Annotated in this window: 17 protein-coding genes, 1 other RNA gene and 1 riboswitch; of the genes, 10 read left to right on the forward strand and 8 right to left on the reverse strand. The window is 60.6% G+C overall.

Annotated features, from left to right (window positions below; all coding sequences use genetic code 11):
• Nucleotides 1–128: 128 nt before the first annotated feature.
• Nucleotides 129–452: an ArsR/SmtB family transcription factor gene (locus TM1040_RS05115; protein WP_011537525.1), complete on the forward strand. Its 324-nt coding sequence runs from the start codon at nt 129–131 to the stop codon at nt 450–452.
• On the forward strand, nt 445–1476 hold the full coding sequence (locus tag TM1040_RS05120; protein WP_011537526.1) for a permease: 1032 nt from the start codon (nt 445–447) through the stop codon (nt 1474–1476). The genes TM1040_RS05115 and TM1040_RS05120 overlap by 8 nt, the downstream gene beginning before the upstream one ends.
• 325 nt (nt 1477–1801) lie before the next feature.
• Here TM1040_RS05120 and TM1040_RS05125 read toward each other — a convergent pair whose 3' ends face one another.
• Nucleotides 1802–3202, reverse strand: coding sequence for an aspartate aminotransferase family protein (locus TM1040_RS05125; protein ID WP_011537527.1), 1401 nt, complete (start codon nt 3200–3202; stop codon nt 1802–1804).
• Between the two features lie 284 nt (nt 3203–3486).
• Here TM1040_RS05125 and TM1040_RS05130 point away from each other — a divergent pair, with 284 nt between their 5' ends.
• The 3 genes from TM1040_RS05130 (at nt 3487) to ltaE (ending at nt 6821) form a co-directional block, all read left to right on the forward strand.
• On the forward strand, nt 3487–4299 hold the full coding sequence (locus TM1040_RS05130; RefSeq protein ID WP_011537528.1) for a 3-keto-5-aminohexanoate cleavage protein: 813 nt from the start codon (nt 3487–3489) through the stop codon (nt 4297–4299).
• Nucleotides 4296–5624 (forward strand): aspartate aminotransferase family protein, encoded by a 1329-nt coding sequence (locus TM1040_RS05135; protein WP_011537529.1) that lies wholly within the window; start codon nt 4296–4298, stop codon nt 5622–5624. The genes TM1040_RS05130 and TM1040_RS05135 overlap by 4 nt, the downstream gene beginning before the upstream one ends.
• A 147-nt stretch (nt 5625–5771) precedes the next feature.
• Nucleotides 5772–6821, forward strand: a complete 1050-nt coding sequence (gene ltaE, locus TM1040_RS05140) for a low-specificity L-threonine aldolase (protein WP_049763229.1) — start codon at nt 5772–5774, stop codon at nt 6819–6821.
• 93 nt (nt 6822–6914) lie between these two features.
• Here ltaE and TM1040_RS05145 read toward each other — a convergent pair whose 3' ends face one another.
• The 4 genes from TM1040_RS05145 to TM1040_RS05160 form a co-directional block, all read right to left on the reverse strand.
• Nucleotides 6915–7676 (reverse strand): isocitrate lyase/PEP mutase family protein, encoded by a 762-nt coding sequence (locus TM1040_RS05145; RefSeq protein ID WP_011537531.1) that lies wholly within the window; start codon nt 7674–7676, stop codon nt 6915–6917.
• A 195-nt stretch (nt 7677–7871) separates the two neighbouring features.
• Nucleotides 7872–8471, reverse strand: coding sequence for a recombination mediator RecR (gene recR / locus TM1040_RS05150; protein WP_011537532.1), 600 nt, complete (start codon nt 8469–8471; stop codon nt 7872–7874).
• 143 nt (nt 8472–8614) lie between these two features.
• Nucleotides 8615–8959, reverse strand: coding sequence for a YbaB/EbfC family nucleoid-associated protein (locus TM1040_RS05155; RefSeq protein WP_011537533.1), 345 nt, complete (start codon nt 8957–8959; stop codon nt 8615–8617).
• Between the two features lie 98 nt (nt 8960–9057).
• Nucleotides 9058–10884, reverse strand: coding sequence for a DNA polymerase III subunit gamma/tau (locus TM1040_RS05160; RefSeq protein ID WP_011537534.1), 1827 nt, complete (start codon nt 10882–10884; stop codon nt 9058–9060).
• A 223-nt stretch (nt 10885–11107) separates the two neighbouring features.
• Between TM1040_RS05160 and TM1040_RS05165 the strand changes: the two genes are divergently transcribed.
• Entirely contained in the window at nt 11108–11647 is a 540-nt protein-coding gene (locus TM1040_RS05165) for a protein-tyrosine phosphatase family protein (protein WP_011537535.1), read from the forward strand.
• Nucleotides 11648–11657: 10 nt separating this feature from the next.
• On the opposite strand, the gene TM1040_RS05170 is transcribed toward TM1040_RS05165, so the two are convergent.
• From TM1040_RS05170 to TM1040_RS05175, 3 genes are all read right to left on the reverse strand, one after another.
• Nucleotides 11658–12104 carry a hypothetical protein gene (locus TM1040_RS05170; protein WP_254658848.1) on the reverse strand — a complete coding sequence of 149 codons (447 nt, stop codon included), beginning with the start codon at nt 12102–12104 and terminating at the stop codon, nt 11658–11660.
• A gap of 123 nt (nt 12105–12227) precedes the next feature.
• Nucleotides 12228–12462, reverse strand: a riboswitch (cobalamin riboswitch).
• A gap of 160 nt (nt 12463–12622) precedes the next feature.
• Nucleotides 12623–12721: signal recognition particle sRNA small type (gene ffs / locus TM1040_RS19965), an RNA gene on the reverse strand.
• Nucleotides 12722–12791: 70 nt separating this feature from the next.
• A complete protein-coding gene (locus TM1040_RS05175; protein WP_011537537.1) occupies nt 12792–14690 on the reverse strand; it encodes a 5'-nucleotidase C-terminal domain-containing protein in 1899 nt (632 codons plus the stop codon).
• A gap of 260 nt (nt 14691–14950) precedes the next feature.
• Here TM1040_RS05175 and nudC point away from each other — a divergent pair, with 260 nt between their 5' ends.
• The 4 genes from nudC (at nt 14951) to TM1040_RS19970 (ending at nt 19554) form a co-directional block, all read left to right on the forward strand.
• Complete coding sequence (nudC, locus tag TM1040_RS05180; RefSeq protein WP_011537538.1) at nt 14951–15934, forward strand: NAD(+) diphosphatase; 984 nt, start codon at nt 14951–14953, stop codon at nt 15932–15934.
• A gap of 85 nt (nt 15935–16019) precedes the next feature.
• Entirely contained in the window at nt 16020–16487 is a 468-nt protein-coding gene (locus tag TM1040_RS05185) for an SRPBCC family protein (protein WP_011537539.1), read from the forward strand.
• A 174-nt stretch (nt 16488–16661) separates the two neighbouring features.
• Nucleotides 16662–18719, forward strand: coding sequence for a putative bifunctional diguanylate cyclase/phosphodiesterase (locus tag TM1040_RS05190; protein WP_011537540.1), 2058 nt, complete (start codon nt 16662–16664; stop codon nt 18717–18719).
• Nucleotides 18720–18829: 110 nt separating this feature from the next.
• A protein-coding gene (locus TM1040_RS19970) for an IS5 family transposase (RefSeq protein ID WP_085978754.1) occupies nt 18830–19554 on the forward strand; the annotation gives its coding sequence in 2 pieces (ribosomal slippage) (nt 18830–19133 and nt 19133–19554; 726 coding nt in all).
• Nucleotides 19555–19561 lie beyond the last annotated feature (7 nt).

Below are 19561 nucleotides of genomic sequence, written 5' to 3' on the forward strand. Positions count from 1 at the left end.
TCTGGACTTAGGGCCGGGGCAATCTGGACTGTTTGATGGGTTTGATTATGCAGGGTTTGGAATTTGGACTTGCGGGATCGATATTAAACTACAAAACTAGATATATAGAATCATGTTGGAGATCAGCTATGGATGAGGCTGTTGCCGCGCAGGGCTTTGCTGCGATGGGATCTGAGGCTCGCCTTGAAGTGCTGCGCGTCCTGGTACGCGCAGGAGAAACAGGGGTGAGCGTTGGCGATATTCGCGAGCGCACCGGGATCGCAGCGTCGACTCTGGCGCATCACTTGAAATTCCTGGCTGCCGCCGGCGTGGTCTCGCAGGAGAAAGTCGGCCGGAGCACGATCTGTCGTGCCGATCTGGCGCATCTGGAGCGTCTTGCGGGGTATATCCTGAGCGAATGCTGTCTAGATGAAAAACTGGGGCAGGTTGCAAGGGTGGCAAACGATGGCTGATACTTCTCTTTCCCTGCGGCCGATGCGGGCCGCTCTTGAAGGGATGCAGAGTCCGTGGACCCTCGGCGCGCTTATTCTGGCTGTTGTCGCTTTGGTGGATGGCGCAAATTTCTGGCCGGTTCTGAGTTTTGCAGCGCAGGCCTTGTTGTCGACATCCAAGTACATCCTTTTTGCGGTGACTCTCTTGGCCTATCTCAAGGCCACTGGCGCAGAGGCGATGGTGGCGCGGGCCTTTGTGGGGCGCGAGACACGGATGATCTTCCTTGCAGCGCTTCTTGGGGGGCTTGCTCCGTTCTGTTCTTGCGAGGTGATCCCATTCATCGCCGGGCTATTGGCGCTGGGCGCGCCGCTTTCGGCAGTGATGGCGTTCTGGTTGTCGTCGCCGCTGATCGACCCGCCGACATTGTTGATCACTGCGGCGGCGCTTGGCTGGCCCTTTGCGCTGGCAAAGGCGGTGAGCGCGGTGGCGCTTGGTCTATTTGGCGGTTTTGTCGTCAAGGCATTGCGCCGTGGCGGGCTTTTTGCGGAGCCTCTGAAACGAGCTCCTGTCAAAAGCTGCTGCGGATGCGCAGCGCCTGCCACCGATGCACGGCCCAATTGGCGTTTCTGGCAAGACGCAGAGCGCCGCGAGATATTCCGCGGTCAGTTTGTGGAGAACGCTCTGTTCCTGTTGAAGTGGCTTGCGTTTGCCTATGTGCTTGAGGCGCTTCTGGTGACCTATGTGCGTCCAGAGTGGATTGCCGCGATCGTGGGAGGAGAAGGCGTTGTCCCGATTGCAATCGCTGCGGTGGTTGGAATGCCCGCCTATCTCAACTCCTATGTGGCGCCGCCATTGTTGGCTGGATTGATGAGCCAGGGGATGAGCGCGGGTGCGGCGCTTGCCTTTATGATCGCTGGTGCCGTGAGCTCGATCCCGGCAATGGCGGCGGTGTGGTCGCTGGTGAAGCCGCGGGTCTTTGCCACCTATCTCGGGCTTGGTGTTTCGGGGGCGATCCTGTCGGGCGTCGTCTTCCAGATGATCTGAGGGCCTTTTGGGGGCGTGCTCCCGCCGACTCACGCTCCCATGCTGGTGCATGCGAGATGAGTCGTTGGGCCGCGCGCCTTCGGCGCGGGATGCGCACTAAGGGCTCTGAGGAGCAGGTTTGCCCGTCAAAGCCTGTGTCCATTCTGATAAGAGAGGCGGGTCAAGGACTGGCGGCCCCGAGGGGCGGGGCCTGCGGCCTCCTTGACCCGCAAGAGGCCTCCCGCATGCCGCAAGTGGATCTAAGTGCCGCATGTCAGACGATGTAAAAAGGCGGCCCCGAGGTGGGAGCCGCCTTTTTCAATGGGCGTGGGACCTATTGGTCAGGTTAGCCAAAGACCGTGGTCAACGCCTTGTCGACCGCATCGGTGATCTTGTCGATGTCATCCGCAGTGGCGATGAGCGCGGGCGAGAAACACAATGTGTTGTTGCGTCCGGGCACCGAGCGGTTGGTGACACCGATGATGACCCCATGATTTCCACATTCGGCGACGACCTTCTGTGCCAAGGCTTCTTCCACGGGTTCCTTGGTGTCGCGGTCCGTCACCAGCTCGGCGCCAAGAAACAGCCCCTTGCCCCGCACATCGCCGATCACAGCGTGTTTTTCCTGTAGGACGCGCAGGTTCGAGATCATCCGTTCGCCCATCTTGGTGCAGTTTTCCAGAAGGCCCTCGTCCTCGATGATGCGCATGTTTTCAAGCGCGGCCGCAGGACCCGCGGTGCAGCCACCAAAGGTCGAGATGTCACGGAAATAGTTGAGCTTGTCGGAGGTATCGTCCTTGAACAGTTCAAAGACCTCTTCGGTTGTGACCATACAGGCGATGGCTGCATAGCCGGAGGCAACGCCTTTGGCCATGGTCACGAAGTCAGGCTTGATTCCGTAGTGCTGGTAGCCAAACCAATGGGTGCCTGTGCGCCCGATGCCGCAGACGACCTCATCGATATGCAAGAGCACATCATAGGTCTTGCAGATCTCCTGCACGCGCGGCCAGTAGCCCTCTGGCGCTTCGATGACGCCACCACCTGCGGTGACGGGCTCAAGGCAGAGTGCGCCGACGGTCTCTGGGCCTTCGCGCAGGATGACTTCTTCGATCAGGTTGGCCGCCGCGATGCCGAATTCCTCGCCAGAGAGATGCTCAAGGCCAAGCTCATGCTTGCGGTATTCCATGCAATGCGGAACGCGGACGAAATCGGGGGCGAAGGGGCCGTATTGCGCGTTGCGCTCGTCCTGACCGCCCGCAGACATCGCCGCCAGCGTGGAGCCATGATAATCGCGGTCGCGGTAAAGGATCTTGGTTTTCTTGCCGCCGTATTTCTTGTGTGCGATTTGGCGCACCATCTTAAAGGCCTTCTCGTTGGCCTCGGAACCGGAGTTGCAGTAGTAGACACGGGACATACCCGGCATTTTCTCAATGAGCTTTTCGGCATAGAGCGCGCCTGGAACAGACCCGGCCGCCTGCGCAAAATAGCACATCTTCATCATCTGGTCGTAGACGGCCTTGCAGATGCTTTCGCGTCCATAGCCGACGTTGACGGTCCAGACCGCACCGGACACCGCGTCGAGCCATTCTTTGCCGTTCTGGTCCCAGACGCGCATGCCTTTTCCCTCGACGATAATCCGCGGATCGGAGGTTTCAAACGGCTTGTGCTGGACCAGGTGATGCCAGACGTGGGCCTTGTCGGCCTCGATCACATGGCTGAGGTCATTGTCGGTGAACGTGCCGTGCATGACATGTTCCTTTCATGGCTTATTCGAAGAAGAGCAGGGGCGTGATGAATGCGCCCTGTGTCGGGCGTCAGAAAATGACACTTTGCAGATGTGGAATAGGTCCAGGTGAGCGCAATGTTTAGGTCCAAAAGTAGAAAGCACATATGTTCTCAAATGTCGGCATTGGGGACATATGTGTTTGATGGCAATCTGAGCACGACGAATCCGACCGGCGGACTTCTCTGGGGCCATGTGTGCAGCCAAGGACCCGTATATGGTCGCGCAACGGGTGAAGGAGCACGGCGTTGACGGAATTCACACTGATGGTGGCGCCAAATGGTGCGCGTCGCGGTAAGGCAGACCATCCGGCCCTGCCGATGACGGCGCCAGAACTGGCCGAGACCGCACTGGCATGTCATCGCTTGGGGGCGCAGGCGCTGCACTTGCACGTGCGCGATGCCGAGGGTGTCCATTCGCTGGACGCCGGGCGCTATCGCGAGGCCATGTCACTGGTGTCTGAGGCTGTGCCCACGATGGGCATTCAGATCACCACCGAGAGCGCCGGTCTCTTTGATGTGGGTGCACAGCTGGCTTGCCTTGAGGCGCTGCGCCCGGCGGCGGCCTCTGTTTCGGTGCGTGAGATGGCGCGGGACAAGAGTTTGGCAGCGCGGGCCTATGCGCTTTGTTCGGAGGCAGGCACACAGGTGCAGCATATTCTTTACACGCCCGAATGTGTGGAACAGCTTGAGGCGTGGTATGCAGATGGAACGGTCCCCGACGAGATGCGGGACGTGATCCTTGTGCTCGGGCAGTATGCCACCGGACAGCCTGCGCGGCCCGCGATGTTGCCACCGTTTCTGGCGCTGATCGCGCCGTTGGACCTTCGCTGGTCGCTCTGTGCCTTCGGGCCCGAGGAACACGCCTGTTTGCTTGCCGCGGTAGAGGCCGGTGGCCAGGTGCGTATCGGATTTGAAAACAGCCTTGGCCCAATGGGCGGTCCTGCCTGGGCCGACAACGCTGCCTCTGTTGAGGCGTTTTTGAACCTGACCGTCGCGCGCGGTCACACCCTTGACCCGCATCAGAACATGCCGGGTGCAAATCTGCGAGAGCTGACATGAGCCACGTTTTTCCCCGTCACACAAAATCCGACCTGCCCACCGCTGTTGGTGGGGATGGCTGCTATCTGATTGATGCAAATGGAAAACGATACTTCGACGGTTCAGGCGGGGCGGCGGTTTCTTGTCTCGGGCATTCCGATGCGGCCGTGATCAAGGCCGTGCAGGAGCAGGTTGAAAAGCTGGCCTTTGCGCATACTGGTTTCATGACGTCCGAGCCTGCCGAGGCTCTGGCGGACCTGCTGATCTCAAAGGCGCCGGGCACTCTCGATCGCGTCTATTTTGTCTCTGGCGGGTCTGAGGCCACCGAGGCCGCGATCAAGCTGGCGCGGCAGTATCACCTCGAACGCGGTGAGCCGCAGCGGCGTCACCTGATTGCCCGGCGACAGAGCTATCACGGCAACACACTGGGTGCCCTTGCAGCTGGAGGCAATGCTTGGCGGCGCCAGCAGTTCGACCCGCTTTTGATCGGCGTGTCGCATATTGCGCCTTGCTATGAATACGTGGATCGCAGCGACGGAGAGAGCAGCTTTGACTATGGCCAGCGGGTCGCAAATGAGCTCGAAGCTGAAATCCTGCGTCTTGGTCCCGACACGGTCATGGCCTTTATGGCCGAGCCCGTGGTTGGAGCAACCCTGGGGGCTGTGCCTGCGGTCGAGGGCTACTTCAAGCGGATCCGCGAGATCTGTGATACCTATGGTGTGTTGCTGATCCTCGACGAGGTGATGTGCGGCATGGGGCGTACCGGACATCTTTTTGCTTGCGACGCAGATGGGGTGGCGCCTGACATCCTTTGCATCGCCAAGGGGCTCGGCGCGGGCTATCAGCCGATTGGAGCGATGCTCTGCTCCAGCGCGATATATGATGCGATTGCGCAGGGCACGGGGTTCTTTCAGCACGGGCATACCTATCTCGGGCATCCGGTTGCCACAGCGGCAGGGCTTGCAGTGGTCAATCAGATGCTGGAACGCGACCTGGTTTCGCGCGTGGCGGAGAAGGGCACGCAGTTGCAAGCGGCGCTGATGGAGCGATTTGCGCAACACCCCAATGTGGGTGATATCCGCGGGCGCGGTTTGTTTCGCGGTCTCGAATTGGTGCAGGACCGCGACAGCAAAGCCCCGTTTGATCCGGCACATGGTCTTGCCGCGCGGATCAAGCGGGCCGCGTTGGAGGCGGGTCTGATCTGTTATCCGATGTCGGGCACGCGCGATGGCCGGATGGGCGATCATATCCTGCTGGCACCGCCCTTCATCCTGAGTGAGACGCAGATCGAAGAGATCTGCGACAAGCTGGCGATTGCAATCGAAGAGGGGCTCGCCTCGATCTGATCATACACTTGCTTTCTGCCAGGTCGCTTAGGGCGGCTGGATTGTACTTGCCACGCTGCCGCCCATTGCACTGTGCTCTGGGATGGTTTCAATATGCCGCGACATCGAGACGACACAGCGCCCCGGCGGCAGAAAAGGACAGCGATCATGAGCCAGTACACTCAGACACCCGGAGCTCGACCGCAGCAGGTGCTATGCGATCTGCGCAGCGATACCGTTACGCGTCCTGATGCCGGCATGCGCGCTGTGATGGCCGACGCGGAGGTCGGGGATGATGTCTATGGCGAAGATCCAAGCATCAACCGCCTCGAGTCCGCCTTGGCGGAGCGCGCAGGAAAAGAGGCGGCTCTGTTCCTGCCCACTGGCACCCAGAGCAATCTTGTCGCCATGCTGGCCCATTGTGGTCGCGGCGAGGAGGTGATCACCGGGCGGGACTACCACGTCTACAAATACGAGGCGGGCGGCGCCTCGGCACTGGGCGGCGTTGTTCTGGACGCTCTGCGCGTCTCAGAGGATGGCGGATTGGAGCCTGCAGAGATTGCAGCCGCCATCAAGGAAGATGACTCGCACCATCCGATCTCGCGGCTGCTGTCACTGGAGAATACCCACAACGGTAAGGTCGTGTCGCTGGCGCGATTGGACAAGAGCATCGCGGTCGCGCGCGACGCCGGGCTCGCAGTGCATCTGGATGGGGCGCGGGTTTTCAACGCGGTGACTGCGCTGGGCTGCGAGTTGACCGACATTGCTGGGCGCTTTGACAGCGTCTCGATATGTCTCTCAAAAGGGCTTGGCGCGCCGGTTGGCTCTGTTCTGGTTGGCCCCACAGAAATCATCGTGCGGGCGCGACGTCTGCGCAAGATGGTAGGCGGCGGCATGCGTCAGGCTGGTGTTCTGGCGGCAGCGGGGCTCTATGCGCTGGAGCATAACGTGACGCGGCTCGCAGAAGATCATGCTCGGGCAGCCGAGCTTGCTGAGACATTGCGCGGGCTCGGGGCCGGCATGGTCGCGCACAACACCAATATGGTGTTTTTCACACCCGAAGCGGGGAATAACGCGGCGCTCGGTGCAGCGCTAGCCGAAGCTGGAGTGGTCATCTCCGCCGGTGGCACCGGCGCCATTCGAATGGTGCTCCACAAGGATGTTACCAGTGAGGGGTTCGAAGCGACATTGGCGGCTTTGCGATCCCATTACGGATAAGCCTAGAGAGCTGAGGGCGCCGGGGTGGTTCCCGCCCCCGGCGCCGCGCCAGCGGCGCGGCGGGACTGCACACCACACGGTGATGCGCAAACTCTAGGCGCGCAGTCTGGCCTCCGCAGCTTTGAGGTCGGTCAGGAACTTGAAGAACGGTCCCGGACCGTAACTGACCCGCGCGACATTCAAAGCCGCAATTTCTTTGAGGGACTGGGCCTGCCCACGCATCATTACGTTTACCGGCAGGTGCGTATGCTCCACACAGTGCGCGATGAGGTCGAGCTCTGTAAGCCCCGGCACAAAGAAACCGCAGGCTCCGGCCTCTGAATAGGCGGCTGCTCGCTCGAGCGCCTCTGGCAGCTGGTCTCGATGCGTCTCGGGGTCGCGTCCAAGGAACAGATCGGTCCGGGCGTTGATAAACAGCGGCACGCCTTCTTCTGCCGCGACCGTTTTGATGGCGTGAATGCGGTCGACCTGTACGGAAACCGGATGCAATCCCGAGCCGCCCACAACGCGGTCTTCGAAATTGATCCCGACGGCGCCCGCACGCAGGACCTTGCGAACGTTCTCGCCAACTTCGGAAGGCGCGGTTGCATAGCCGCCTTCAAAATCGACCGTGACAGGGACAGAAACCGTTTCACAGATCCGCGCCACGATGCGCAGGACAAAATCAAGGGGTATGCTCTCACCGTCTGCGTAGCCATGTGCTGCCGCCATCGACAAGCTTCCTGTCGCGACCGCAGGCGCACCGTTTTCAGCCAGTGCTTTTGCGCCTGCTGCATCCCAGATGTTGTAGAGCACCACTGGATCACCTTTTTGGTGGAGCGCGGCAAAGCGCGTGGCTTTTTCAATCTGCGACATGGGTAAATCCTCTCTTCAAATGCTCTGCGCCACTCAGTACGGCCAGTGCGGCCCGGTATGGCAGGTGCCCTGAAATAACACAGACAGAAAATCGCGCCGCCTGAGATCGGGCGCCGATCTCAGGATTTCAAATCTGCGCGCGGGAGGCTGCAAATCCCTGTTTGCAAAGGGGGCAAGCGTCGCGTCGGCCCGAGCTCAGATTTCCTTGCGGGCGCGCAATGCAGCCGAGATCGTGCCATCATCAAGATAGTCCAGCTCGCCGCCGATGGGCACACCCTGCGCAAGTGACGTGAGTTTGACACGTCCAGACAGTTGATCTGCGATGTAATGCGCCGTGGTCTGGCCATCGATCGTCGCGTTGAGTGCGAGGATCACCTCACTTACCCCTTCGGTGGAGACCCGATCCACGAGGCGAGGGATGCGCAGATCTTCGGGGCCAATGGCATCAAGTGCTGACAACGTGCCGCCCAGGACGTGATAGCGTCCCTTGAACACACCAGCGCGCTCCATCGCCCAGAGGTCCGCCACATCCTCGACCACGCAGAGTTCGCCATTGGCGCGCGTCTCATCCTCGCAGAGCGCGCAGATGTCGCTCGTGCCCACGTTGCCGCAGTTGAGGCACTCGCGCGCGGTCTCTGCAACACGGCTCATGGCATCGGCGAGTGGGGTCAGGACAAGCGCACGCTTGCGGATCAGGTGCAACACAGCACGGCGCGCGGAGCGGGGGCCAAGCCCCGGTAGCTTGGCCATCAATGCAATCAATGCCTCGATATCGCTGTTGTCCTGCGCAGCCATTCCTCTGCTCCGTTCTGCTTCTGTTCAACTAGGCCGCATTGCGCGGTGAAGTGCAAGCCCTGCTGGCATTTGCAGGCAGAGCCTGCGCGCGGTCATGAAAAAAGGCGACCCTCGGGCCGCCTGAATTTCGCATGTCACTGGCGTCAGAACGGCAGTTTCATGTCCTTGGGAAGGCCCAGACCTTCGGTGAGTTTGGTCATTTCGTCCTGCGCACGCTCGGCCGCTTTGGTCTGCGCGTCCTTGACGGCGGCGAGGATCAGATCTTCGACCACTTCCTTGTCATCCCCGTTGAAGATCGACGGGTCGATATCCAGCGACTTCAGATCGCCCTTTGCGCTCGCGGTCGCCTTGACCAGCCCGGCACCGGCTTCGCCGACAACCATGATATTGTGCAGCTCTTCCTGCATTTCGCCCATTTTGGACTGCATCTCTTGGGCTTTTTTCATCATCCCGGCCATATCGCCGAGGCCGGAAAGGCCTTTAAACATATCCTATCACTCCTGATTTCAGGTTTGCCACGTTAGATATGTGAGCGGCTGCGTGCAGGCAAGGGCAAAGCCTCTGGTGCTGCGCGCCGGCGCATGGGTCACTCCTCGAAGGGGTCCCATTCGTCTTCGACCTCGGGCAGGGCTTCGGCCTGAACCTCGGCGGCCAACTCCTCTTGGGTGCGGATCTTGGTGATCTTTGCCTTGGGAAAGTTCTGAAGGACCGCCTGAACAAGCGGATGTGCCGAGGCTTCGGCCCGCAGAGCGTTCTGCGCCGCATCGCGCAGCTCTGCGATCGTGGGCGCGTCGCCATCCGGGGCGATCGAGACGACCCAGCGGCTGCCGGTCCAGTTCTGGAGCGCAGTGCCGATCCGGGCCGCGAGATCCTGCGGGGCATTGGCGGCGGGGGTGAATTCGATCCGACCCGGCTGATAAGACACGAGCCTCACGCCTGTTTCGACCTCCACCAGCAGTTTGACATCGCGGTGATGGCGGATCAATTCGATCACATGTTCGAAGCTGGGATAGCGCGCGAGAGCGCTGTCGGCGCGCTGTGCAAGAACTGCGCTCTGTCCGCCGGAAGTCGACATCGTATGGCCTCCGCGCGGGTCCCCACCGGGCGCGCCTTGCGGCGGGGCGGAGGCGTAAGCCGGAGCCCCGCCTCCCCCGCCCGCCGCAGGCGATCCCATGCCCTGCATGGGGTGTCCGCCGCCCGGCCCACCTGGATGTGGCGGCGGCGGTGTGTCCTGCAGTTTGCGCAGCAATTCTTCTGGCGAGGGCAGATCGGCCACATGGGTCAGGCGGATTACCGCCATTTCGGCCGCCATCATCGCATTGGGGGCGGCGGCGACTTCTTCGAGCGCCTTGAGTAGCATCTGCCACATCCGCGTCAGCACTCGCATCGGCAGGCGCGCCGCCATATCCTGTCCACGGGCTCGCTCATCAGGGCTGATGGTAGGGTCCTCGGCGGCATCCGGCGTGATCTTCACCACCGAAACCCAGTGGGTGATCTCGGCCAGATCGCGCAGCACAGCCATCGGATCGGCGCCTTCGGCGTATTGTGCGGACAATTCTGTCAGTGCTGCAGCGGCGTCGCCGCGCAGGATCATATCCATCAGATCCAGCACCCGGCCCCGATCGGCAAGGCCAAGCATTGCACGGACCTGATCGGCCGTGGTTTCTCCGGCACCATGGCTGATTGCCTGGTCCAAAAGGGATGTCGCATCCCGGGCCGATCCTTCTGCCGCGCGGGTAATGAGCGCCAGCGCATCGTCGGCAATCTCGGCCTGCTCGCTGGTCGCAATCCGGCGCAAGAGGTCGATCATCACCTCCGGTTCGATCCTGCGCAGATCAAAGCGTTGACAGCGGGAGAGCACCGTCACAGGCACCTTGCGGATCTCGGTGGTGGCAAAAATGAACTTCACATGCGCGGGCGGCTCTTCCAGCGTTTTCAGCAACGCATTGAAGGCCGAGGTCGACAGCATGTGAACCTCGTCGATGATATAGATCTTGTAGCGCGCCGAGGCCGCACGATAGGCCACGCTGTCGATGATCTCGCGAATGTCGCCCACGCCGGTGCGCGATGCGGCGTCCATCTCCATCACGTCGACGTGGCGGCCTTCCATGATTGCGGTGCAGTGCTCGCACTTGCCGCAAGGCTCAGTAGTGGGGCCACCTTGGCCATCCTCGCCAATACAGTTCATGCCCTTGGCAATGATCCGCGCGGTGGTGGTTTTGCCCGTGCCGCGGATGCCCGTCATGATGAAGGCCTGCGCAATGCGATCCGCGGCAAAGGCGTTCTTGAGCGTGCGCACCATAGCGTCTTGCCCGACGAGATCAGCAAAGGTTTCGGGCCGGTACTTGCGTGCCAGAACCTGATATTGTCCGCTCTGTACTGCGTCAGAGATCTCGGGGCTGTGCTCGCTCATGAGGGCCTTTCGAATGGTCTTTAGGGGCGCAGGCCGGATTCGACCCCAGCGCCAAGTGTTCCGTGCAAACTAAGCTCCGACGACAGCTTCGTCCACCGCTGTTGGGGATGATCGTGCAGAATGGCGAGGTGACAGAAAAGACTACCTGTAGGACGCTTTGGCAGGCTAAGGTGACAAGACGGTATCGCGGATATGGGTCCGCGGCTCCCGGGGGGGAGAGTAAATGGTAAGTGCTACGAAATTGCAGCCGCAGCAGGCTGAACCAACTTTGTCGCTACATGCGCTTTCGGTGGGCGATGGGATCCTCGCCCTGAGCCGGGCGCCCGGTGCAGGGGGCGATTATGCCGCCGATCTGCGCCTGATCCACGAATGGCGCCCGTCTATGGTGATCTCGATGACCACGCGCGTCGAGCATGTTATCCTTGGCGTAGAGACTCTGGGCACGGACATTCAGGGGCTTGGCAGCCGCTGGTTTCATATGCCGGTTGAGGATTACCAGACCCCGACAAAGGATCTTGAGGATCATTGGCATCAGGTCAGCGCGCTCGCGCGGCAGGCCTTGTCGGGTGGAGGGCGTGTCCTTGTGCATTGCCGTGGCGGCTGTGGACGATCCGGCATGGCAGTGCTCCGGCTGATGATCGAGAGCGGCGAGCCGCCGGATGCAGCTCTTGCACGGCTCAGGGCCCTGAGGCCCTGTGCGGTGGAAACGGATGCGCAGATGGCCTGGGCCTATGGCCGCCGTCGCCAAGCGCCGCCAGCATAGGCCGAGCAGCTTAGCTCATCAGACGTGGTCTCTGTGCCCCCTGCGGGTGGCGAATTGAGGGCGCTTGCACGGGCGGACGCGCTGGGCGGGCTTCGCCAAACGCGCGGGGCATGTCTGCGCTGGAGGTGCCATGCGCGCTGCCCCCGTCTGCCGACAACATTGCATCCGCAAATCGGTCCAGCGTCTCTGTTTTGGTCGTGGCCTGCACATCGCAAAACACCCGAATACGGGCATGACTTGCGGCAAATCGCGCCGGGCAGGCTTTCTCACAGCCATCGAGGCGGCTTTCACCACTGATTTCGAAATCGTCTTTCGTAAGCCCGCGGGCGCTGTCGAGCGCTTTTGCCAGCGCCGCCAGCATCCGCTGCGCCGCTGGGCAGGGGCGCCCGAGGTGCAAACATGTTGTTGATACAAACTCATGCGTGCCCGCGTCACGCGTCTCTGTGTGGTCCGTCATTCTCGTGCCCTCCGCACTCGGATCAAGGGGCCGTAGGGATGAGCGGGACATCGGATGGGATCAGGCCCTTCGGGCGCGGAGTGATCAGCCATCAGACCTCCTCCGAGACACCCCGCCCGGCTTCAGGTTTACATTGCCGATGGCAGGTCTCCTGACTTGCGGGTCATCGCGAACCGGCCCTTCCCGACCCTTTTTTGCCGGTTACGACGTTGGGGTCAGTGGCTTTGCCGGGGAACTCGCCGCTCACAGTTGCGGGGGCAGTCACGGACTTGGCGGGACCCAATGGTCCAAAGCCTCACCGTATTCCCTTTTCATCCCACCCCAAACAGAGGCAGGAACCATCTGTCTGGATGCTACGCAGCGGTAAGTCGCCTCGTCAACTGGGATCTTTCTGCGAGCGCGAAATAGGTCAGCGGCGCGGCACAAGACACATGGGATGCGCAAGACAATGCGAGGATGTGCAGGTAGGGAGCAGGCTCATCAAACACAAAACCCCGCCTGGGGCGGGGTCGTGTGACAAGTGAGAGGCTGGACATCGACCCAAGCGGGGCTCGTTGTGGCTGCTTCCTTCCGGACCTGACCAGGTTGGCGAGGCGCTTGCCCGCGCCAACCTCTCGAATCCCGATATAGGGAAGCCGCGGAAAGATGACAACCCGCTGCCGGTTTGAATCCTCGTGTGTCGCGCGCTCAGAGGCGCAGCTTCAGCGCCAGAAACCCAGTGTCGAGCTCTGTTGCGGAGCGGGCCACATTCTCGGGCAATTCATGGAGGTGGCGCCTGGCACCCGGGCCCGTGAGGGCAATCGCATCCACGCCCAAGTCCGGGCTGAAGCGCCAGGGCGCCGGAAAGACGGCGGAAAGGTCATGTGCAGAGGCCACATAGGCGCCGACCACATCCCGGATCATCTGCGGCGGCAGGGGCAGACCGGGCGCATCCATAAGCATTCGAAAATTGCCACCGCCGCTGCTGCGGTAGCTGTTGAAGGCAACTGCAAACTGCTGGTCCCCGTGCATGGGGCGGCCATTCCACTGCAGGTTCCTGATCCGCCCCGGCCCTTCATGGAGCCTGCGTCCTTCGGCATCAAATCGCGCGTGCTCTCGAGGGTCGATTTCATACTGCAGGCCGAAAATGACATCAAAGTTGTGCCCCGGGCGCGCAGGATCTGCCAGCAGGCGCGCGTCTGCATCAGGCTCCAGCTGATTAAAGAGCCCTGCGGACATCTCGAGCCAGTCTCGCACTTGATGGCCGTTGACGATGATGCAGCGCAACTCGTTGGGGTAACTATAAATATCTGCGACATGACGGCGCGAGATCTCTCCCGGTGGGACGTCCGTGTAATTGAGCGGCCCGGCGCGCCCGCCAAATTTGGCCGGCGCCACGGCAGACAAAAGTGGCAGGTCCGCATACTCTGATTTCAGCAGCATCGGCTGCACTGCGGCAGCCTGTGCCGTCGCAATGAGTGCGAGGGCGCGATCTTCAGCAAAATAGGTGAAATAGGAATGATGTGCCTCGGACAATGTGCCGACTTTTGCCGCCATCTCGGCACGCGTCTGTTCGTGGACATCCCGTAGCGCCAGAACGAGATCTGGTGCCTCAGAAACAACCGGGCGCAGACCGTCGCGGGTTTGATGCGCTACGGCGCGTAGCGCCGCGCTGCCGCCTTCAACGCGCCAGCCCTGTGGCGTCTGACGCAGGCCGAGATCTATCACCCCGAGATGAGACCCGCCGGACCCGGGCATGACGACCGGAATCTCCCAGTCACGTCCCGAGCCGTCGGGCGGTGGGAGCAACAAATGCGTATGCCCTCCGATGGCTGCGTCGAGACCGGGCAGACGCGACAGGGGGCGAAGCGCGTTTTCCATTCCGTCCCGCGCAGTGTCATCGCCTTCTCCTGTGTGGGCGAGGGCAATCACCACATCCGCACCGGACGCCCGCAGGTCTGAAATCGCAGCCTTTGCGCTGCGCAGCATGTCATCCACATGCAAGCGTCCGGCCAGATGGTCCGCGTCCCAGAGCATGGTTTGAGGGGGCAGCACCGACAGCAGGCCAATCTTGACCTCCGCCACACCATCCTGGCCACCTGTCGCCCTTCGAAAGTGCCGCGTCAGGATCAGATGTTTGTGAACTGGCAAGGTGTCATCTGCTGAAAGCGGTGTGATGTTGCTGCTCACCGCAGGGCAGGGGAGCGCTGAGAGAACCCGGGACAAGGCGGATAGGCCGTAGTTGAACTCGTGATTGCCGAGGCCGACGGCATCATACCCGAGGACCTCAAATGCATGGATAGCAGGCGCCAAGGCGCTGTCCGTTGCCAGAGCCGGTTCTGCAAGCGGCGAACCTTGGAGCCAGTCGCCATTGTCCAAGAGTACAGCAATATCACCAGCTTCGGCTGCCTCTTTCCGGGCCTCTGCGATCAACTGAGCCGTGCGGCTGAGGCCGATGCCGGGGTGCTCTTGATCGGCGTAATAATCAAAGCCGAGAAGGTGACTGTGGACATCAGATGTCGCAAGCACGCGCAACCGCCCCGTCACGCCAGGTTGGTCGCCCGCCTCTTCTTGCGTTCCCGTGGCATCTTGATCGTCTTGGGTCATTCTATGCCATTCACCATCGCTCACAGGCGCCGTTCCGATATGGAACGCACCCGGTGCTAGATCTGTTTGTTAACGATTAGAAGAACAGAGACATGGGCCTCTGAGAAACCCCTGCGATGGGCTTTTTTTGAGTTTTTGAAAAGCGTGGCATTTTTGCTTGTGTGTATGACTCGATCACGGCATCACGCCTATCGCGGGCTGGCCAGTCATCGCCTATATAGGACGGTGACTTGAAATAAATTTCGGAAAGTGAGGCGGTTATGAAGCGAGCGGAGCAGGTGACCTTTGGTGGCAGCGGTCTCGATCGCGCCGCGCTTTTGCGTGCAGATGGCGATGCGCTTCAGACGCTTTGGGACGCCGCAGATGTCCAGATCATGCTTTTGTGGCGTGGCAAACCCTTGTGCGTTTTTGCGCCGGATCATGCCGAAATCGAGGGGCTGGCGTTTTTGAACGCGCGCGATCCGCTTGTCTCTGGGCGCCGTGCGGAGGCGCTTTTTCTGGGCCGGAGCGCAGAGGGGGCGGGGTATTTTGCCGTGAGCCTCGAGGACTGGCAGCCTGAGGGGCTTGATACAACCACGCTCGACAGTTTTCTCGATCCAAGCGAACAGCGTCATCCGGACCTACCGGACTCATATGCTTTTTTGGAATTGCGGCGGGTCATGACGCATCTCTCGGCCCGTGACGCAGAGCTGGCGGCAACAGCCAAGGCAATGCTCAGTTGGCACGCGAGCCATGGGTTCTGTGCCTGCTGCGGTGAGCCCAGCCGGGTGGAGCAAGCTGGCTGGCAACGCCGCTGCCCGAGCTGCAACGCGCCGCATTTTCCACGCACCGATCCGGTGGTCATCATGCTAATCACACGCGGGGATCGCGTTCTGATGGGACGGTCGCCCGGATGGCCCGAGGGCATGTATTCGCTGCTTGCGGGATTTGTAGAACCCGGAGAGACGCTTGAGGCGGCTGTGCGGCGCGAAGTACTGGAAGAATCCGGAGTGAGGGTTGGCGAGGTCGGCTACCTTGCCAGTCAGCCCTGGGCCTTTCCCATGTCGTTGATGTTCGGGTGTTCCGGCGTTGCACTGAGTGAAGACATCACCCTTGATCCACAAGAGCTAGAAGACGCATTCTGGATGACACGCCAAGAGGCGATGGACGCGATCGCGGGTCATCATCCCAAGGTGCGTGCCCCGCGAAAAGGTGCGATTGCGGGTTTTCTTTTGGAAAACTGGGTTGCAGATACACTTGAGTAACCAACATAAGTTATCTTGAAGCCAGAACACCCGGTGAAATACAGTTTTGCCGACCCAACCCGTGACCAAACGACAGGTCTGAGATATGCACTTCGAAACCAAAGAAGATACCGATAGCCCCATCGACGAGGTGTTCGCGGCGGTCACGGACTTTGAAAGCTTCGAGCGATCTGCAATCCGACGTGGCGTTGAAGTGCGCCGAAACGGCGACAGTGATGCGGCGCCCGAAGACCTATCTTGGGATGTGGTCTTTATGTTCCGTGGGTCTGAGCGCAAAATGCGGGTAGAGGTCGCCGAATGCGACCGTCCCAACACGGTTGTTTTTGCGGCCACCGGAAGCGGCATGACCGGTCTGTTGCGGGTGGATCTGATGGCCTTGTCTCCGCGACGGACGCGGATGACCGTGCGTCTGGAAATGAAGCCCAAAACTCTGGCGGCGCGACTGTTGGTGCAATCCCTGAAACTGGCACGCAATAAGCTCAATCGCCGCTATCGCAAGCGCGTAGCCGAGTTTGTCGACCTGCTCGAAAACCGGCAGTCTCAGACCGCATAGTTGCGAGCACCTCCTGCGGCCACGCCTTCCCCACAGCCAAATTCCTTCGCAAGGACTGACCTCGTGTGCATTGCATTTAATGCATTTTGAGTCTGATTGTTCTTTGTTTTTCCAAAGTTGTTAATCGCCTTGTGTCAGGATGCAGATCGAACTGCAGGACTCAAGGAATAGTGAATGTACCGCTTGCTGGATTGCATCACGCAAGAACATGATTACGCGTTTGTCGCGGTTGCGGCTCTGATCTGCGTGATCGGGTCGCTTTTGTCGGTTCATATGTCCGGGCGGCTGACTGAATGGACCGGCAAGCGAAAGATCGTGCAGCTCCCCCTGGCTGGCCTGGTGACGGGCGCGACGATCTGGTCCACGCATTTCATTGCTATGACAGCCTATGACCCGGGGTATGAACATGGCTATGAGCCTGTGTTGACGGCCACATCGCTCTTTGTGGGGGTGATCGGCTCTTTTGCGGCGAATGCGAGTCTGGCCTTTGTACCCGGTCGCGGGGCGCCGGTGCTGGCGGGCGGCCTGTTTGGCCTGACGGTATCGGCCATGCATTACACCGGAATGCAGGCCTATCTGGTGCCGGGTACGCTGTATTGGAATACCGGTGCGGTTGCGGCCTCGGTGCTTTTGGGCGTCGGGCTTGGCGCGTTGAGCTATGTGCTGATGGCGCGCCCGATGCGGGGCATTGTGGGGCGACTGGGACCGGCGCTGGTAATGGTGTTGGCGATTTGCCTCATGCATTTCACCGGCATGAGCGCGATTGAGGTCCTGTTTGATGTCGCGGTGGATGTACCGCCCAAGACCATTTCCGACAACGCCATGGCCCTGCTGGTTTTTGCGGTGACGGCAATCATTTTGCTGATCGCCATGGCCTCTGCGAGCATCGAGGTGAACATGGAGGATGATGCCCGCGATCAACTCAACCACGCCGCCACCCATGACCCGCTGACAGGCATGCCCAACCGCATGTGGCTCACCCGGAAGCTCGACGCGCTGAAGATCCGGCTCGACGAGAACGAGACCAGGCGCTGCGCGATCATGACCATCGATCTCAACCTCTTTAAGGAGGTGAACGATGTGTACGGACACAGTGCCGGCGATGCCGTTCTGCGGTGTGTGGCGTTGCGGATGATGCAGCATGAGGGTGAGGGCGAATGTGTCACGCGCGTAGGCGGGGACGAGTTTGTGGCGATCAAAGAGGGTTTTCGCCGGATGGAGGAGGTGCTGAGCTTTGCCGAGCGTCTCCACGCAGCCATTGTCGAGCCGGTCGACTTGGAGGATGTCTCTCTGCGGGTGGGGGCTTCGATCGGGATTGCGACAACCATGGATGACGGCCGCGACCCTGCGGATCTGCTCCACAAGTCGGATGTGGCGATGTATCGCGCCAAGTCGGATCCAGACACGCCGATTTGTCGGTTCAATGCGGAGATGGACCGCCGCAGTCGTGAAAAGACCCAGATTGTGCATGACCTGCGTCTGGCGGTGGACAACGACGAGTTCGAGCTGGTGTATCAGCTGCAAAATGCGCTCGACACGATGGAGCCGGTTGGATTTGAGGTGCTGTTGCGCTGGAACCATCCAAAACGCGGGCGGGTGTCGCCGGATGTTTTTATTCCGATCGCCGAGGAAACAGGCCTGATTCGAGACATCGGTCATTGGGTCTTGCGCGAAGCCTGCCGAGAAGCCTCACTCTGGCGCCGTCCTTTCAGTGTGGCGATCAACGTGGCGCCGCAACAGCTGGTTCAGCCCTCGTTTGTCGAGGATGTGATGGACATCCTGATGGAAACGGGCCTGGATCCCGCCCGTCTTGAACTCGAAGTCACCGAAGCCAGCATCATCGACGATCAGGCCCATACCTTGAAGGTGATGCATAAGCTGAAATCGATCGGCATTCGTATTGCGATGGATGATTTCGGCACGGGTTACTCTTCGCTTGCGACGCTTCAGGCGTTCCCGTTTGACAAGATCAAGATCGACCGCAGTTTTGTGCAGGATGTTCACAAGGACGCGCAGCGTGCTGCGATTGTGCGCTCGACACTGCTCTTGGGCGCGGCGTTGGATATTCCAGTGCTGGCTGAAGGGGTCGAAGTGGAAGACGAGTTGCGCTTTCTGCGCGCGGAGAGCTGCTCGTCGGTTCAGGGCTTTTATTTTGGCAAACCGATGCCACGCGATGATATGCGCGCGATCGCCTGCCGGGATGATGGTGAGGCGGACGTCGGTGTCGCCTGATGGGGCGGCAGCCTAGGGTCAGGACCCATTGATTTCCGTCCAGCGGCATGATTCACGGTTCGAAAACGAGCGTTGAACATGTCTGATCTTTCTGGCTTACGGACGCGCAGATGGCGCGTCTCAAGCCCTTCTTTCCGAAGTCTCATGGCAGACCCCGCGTCGATGACCGGCGCGTATTGAGCGGGATTATCTTCATTAATCGTAATGGGTTGAGATGGTGCGACGCCCCTTCGGCCTATGGCCCGCACAAGACCCTCTATAACCGTTGGAAGCGGTGGAACGACAAGGGCATCTTCGCCCAGATGATGGCGGGCCTGGCTGCCGAGCACGGCGAAGAGAAGACCGTGATGATCGACGCCACCTACCTGAAGGCCCACCGTACTGCGACCAGTTTGGGCGTCAAAAAAGGGGGCGTGGACGCCTGATCGGCCGCACCAAGGACGGCATGACCACCAAGTTGCATGCCATCTGCGACAGTCGGGGACGTCCACTCAACCTGTTCGTCACCGCCGGTCAGGTCAGCGACTACAACGGTGCACGAGCATTGCTGAGCAGCCTACCGGATGTCGAGTGGCTACTCGGGGACCGCGGATATGATGCCGACTGGTTCCGGGAAGCGTTGAACGACAAAGGGATACGCGCCTGCATCCCTGGACGGAAGCAACGGAAGAAACCGGTAAAGTACGACAAGCGCCGCTACAGGAGGCGCAACCGGATCGAGATCATGTTCGGCAGGTTGAAGGATTGGCGGCGTATCGCAACGCGATACGACAGATGCCCAAAGGTCTTCCTGTCAGCCATCGCCCTCGCAGCACTCGTCATTTACTGGCTATGAGTCCTGA

The organism is Ruegeria sp. TM1040, from assembly GCF_000014065.1.
Lineage (GTDB): Bacteria > Pseudomonadota > Alphaproteobacteria > Rhodobacterales > Rhodobacteraceae > Epibacterium.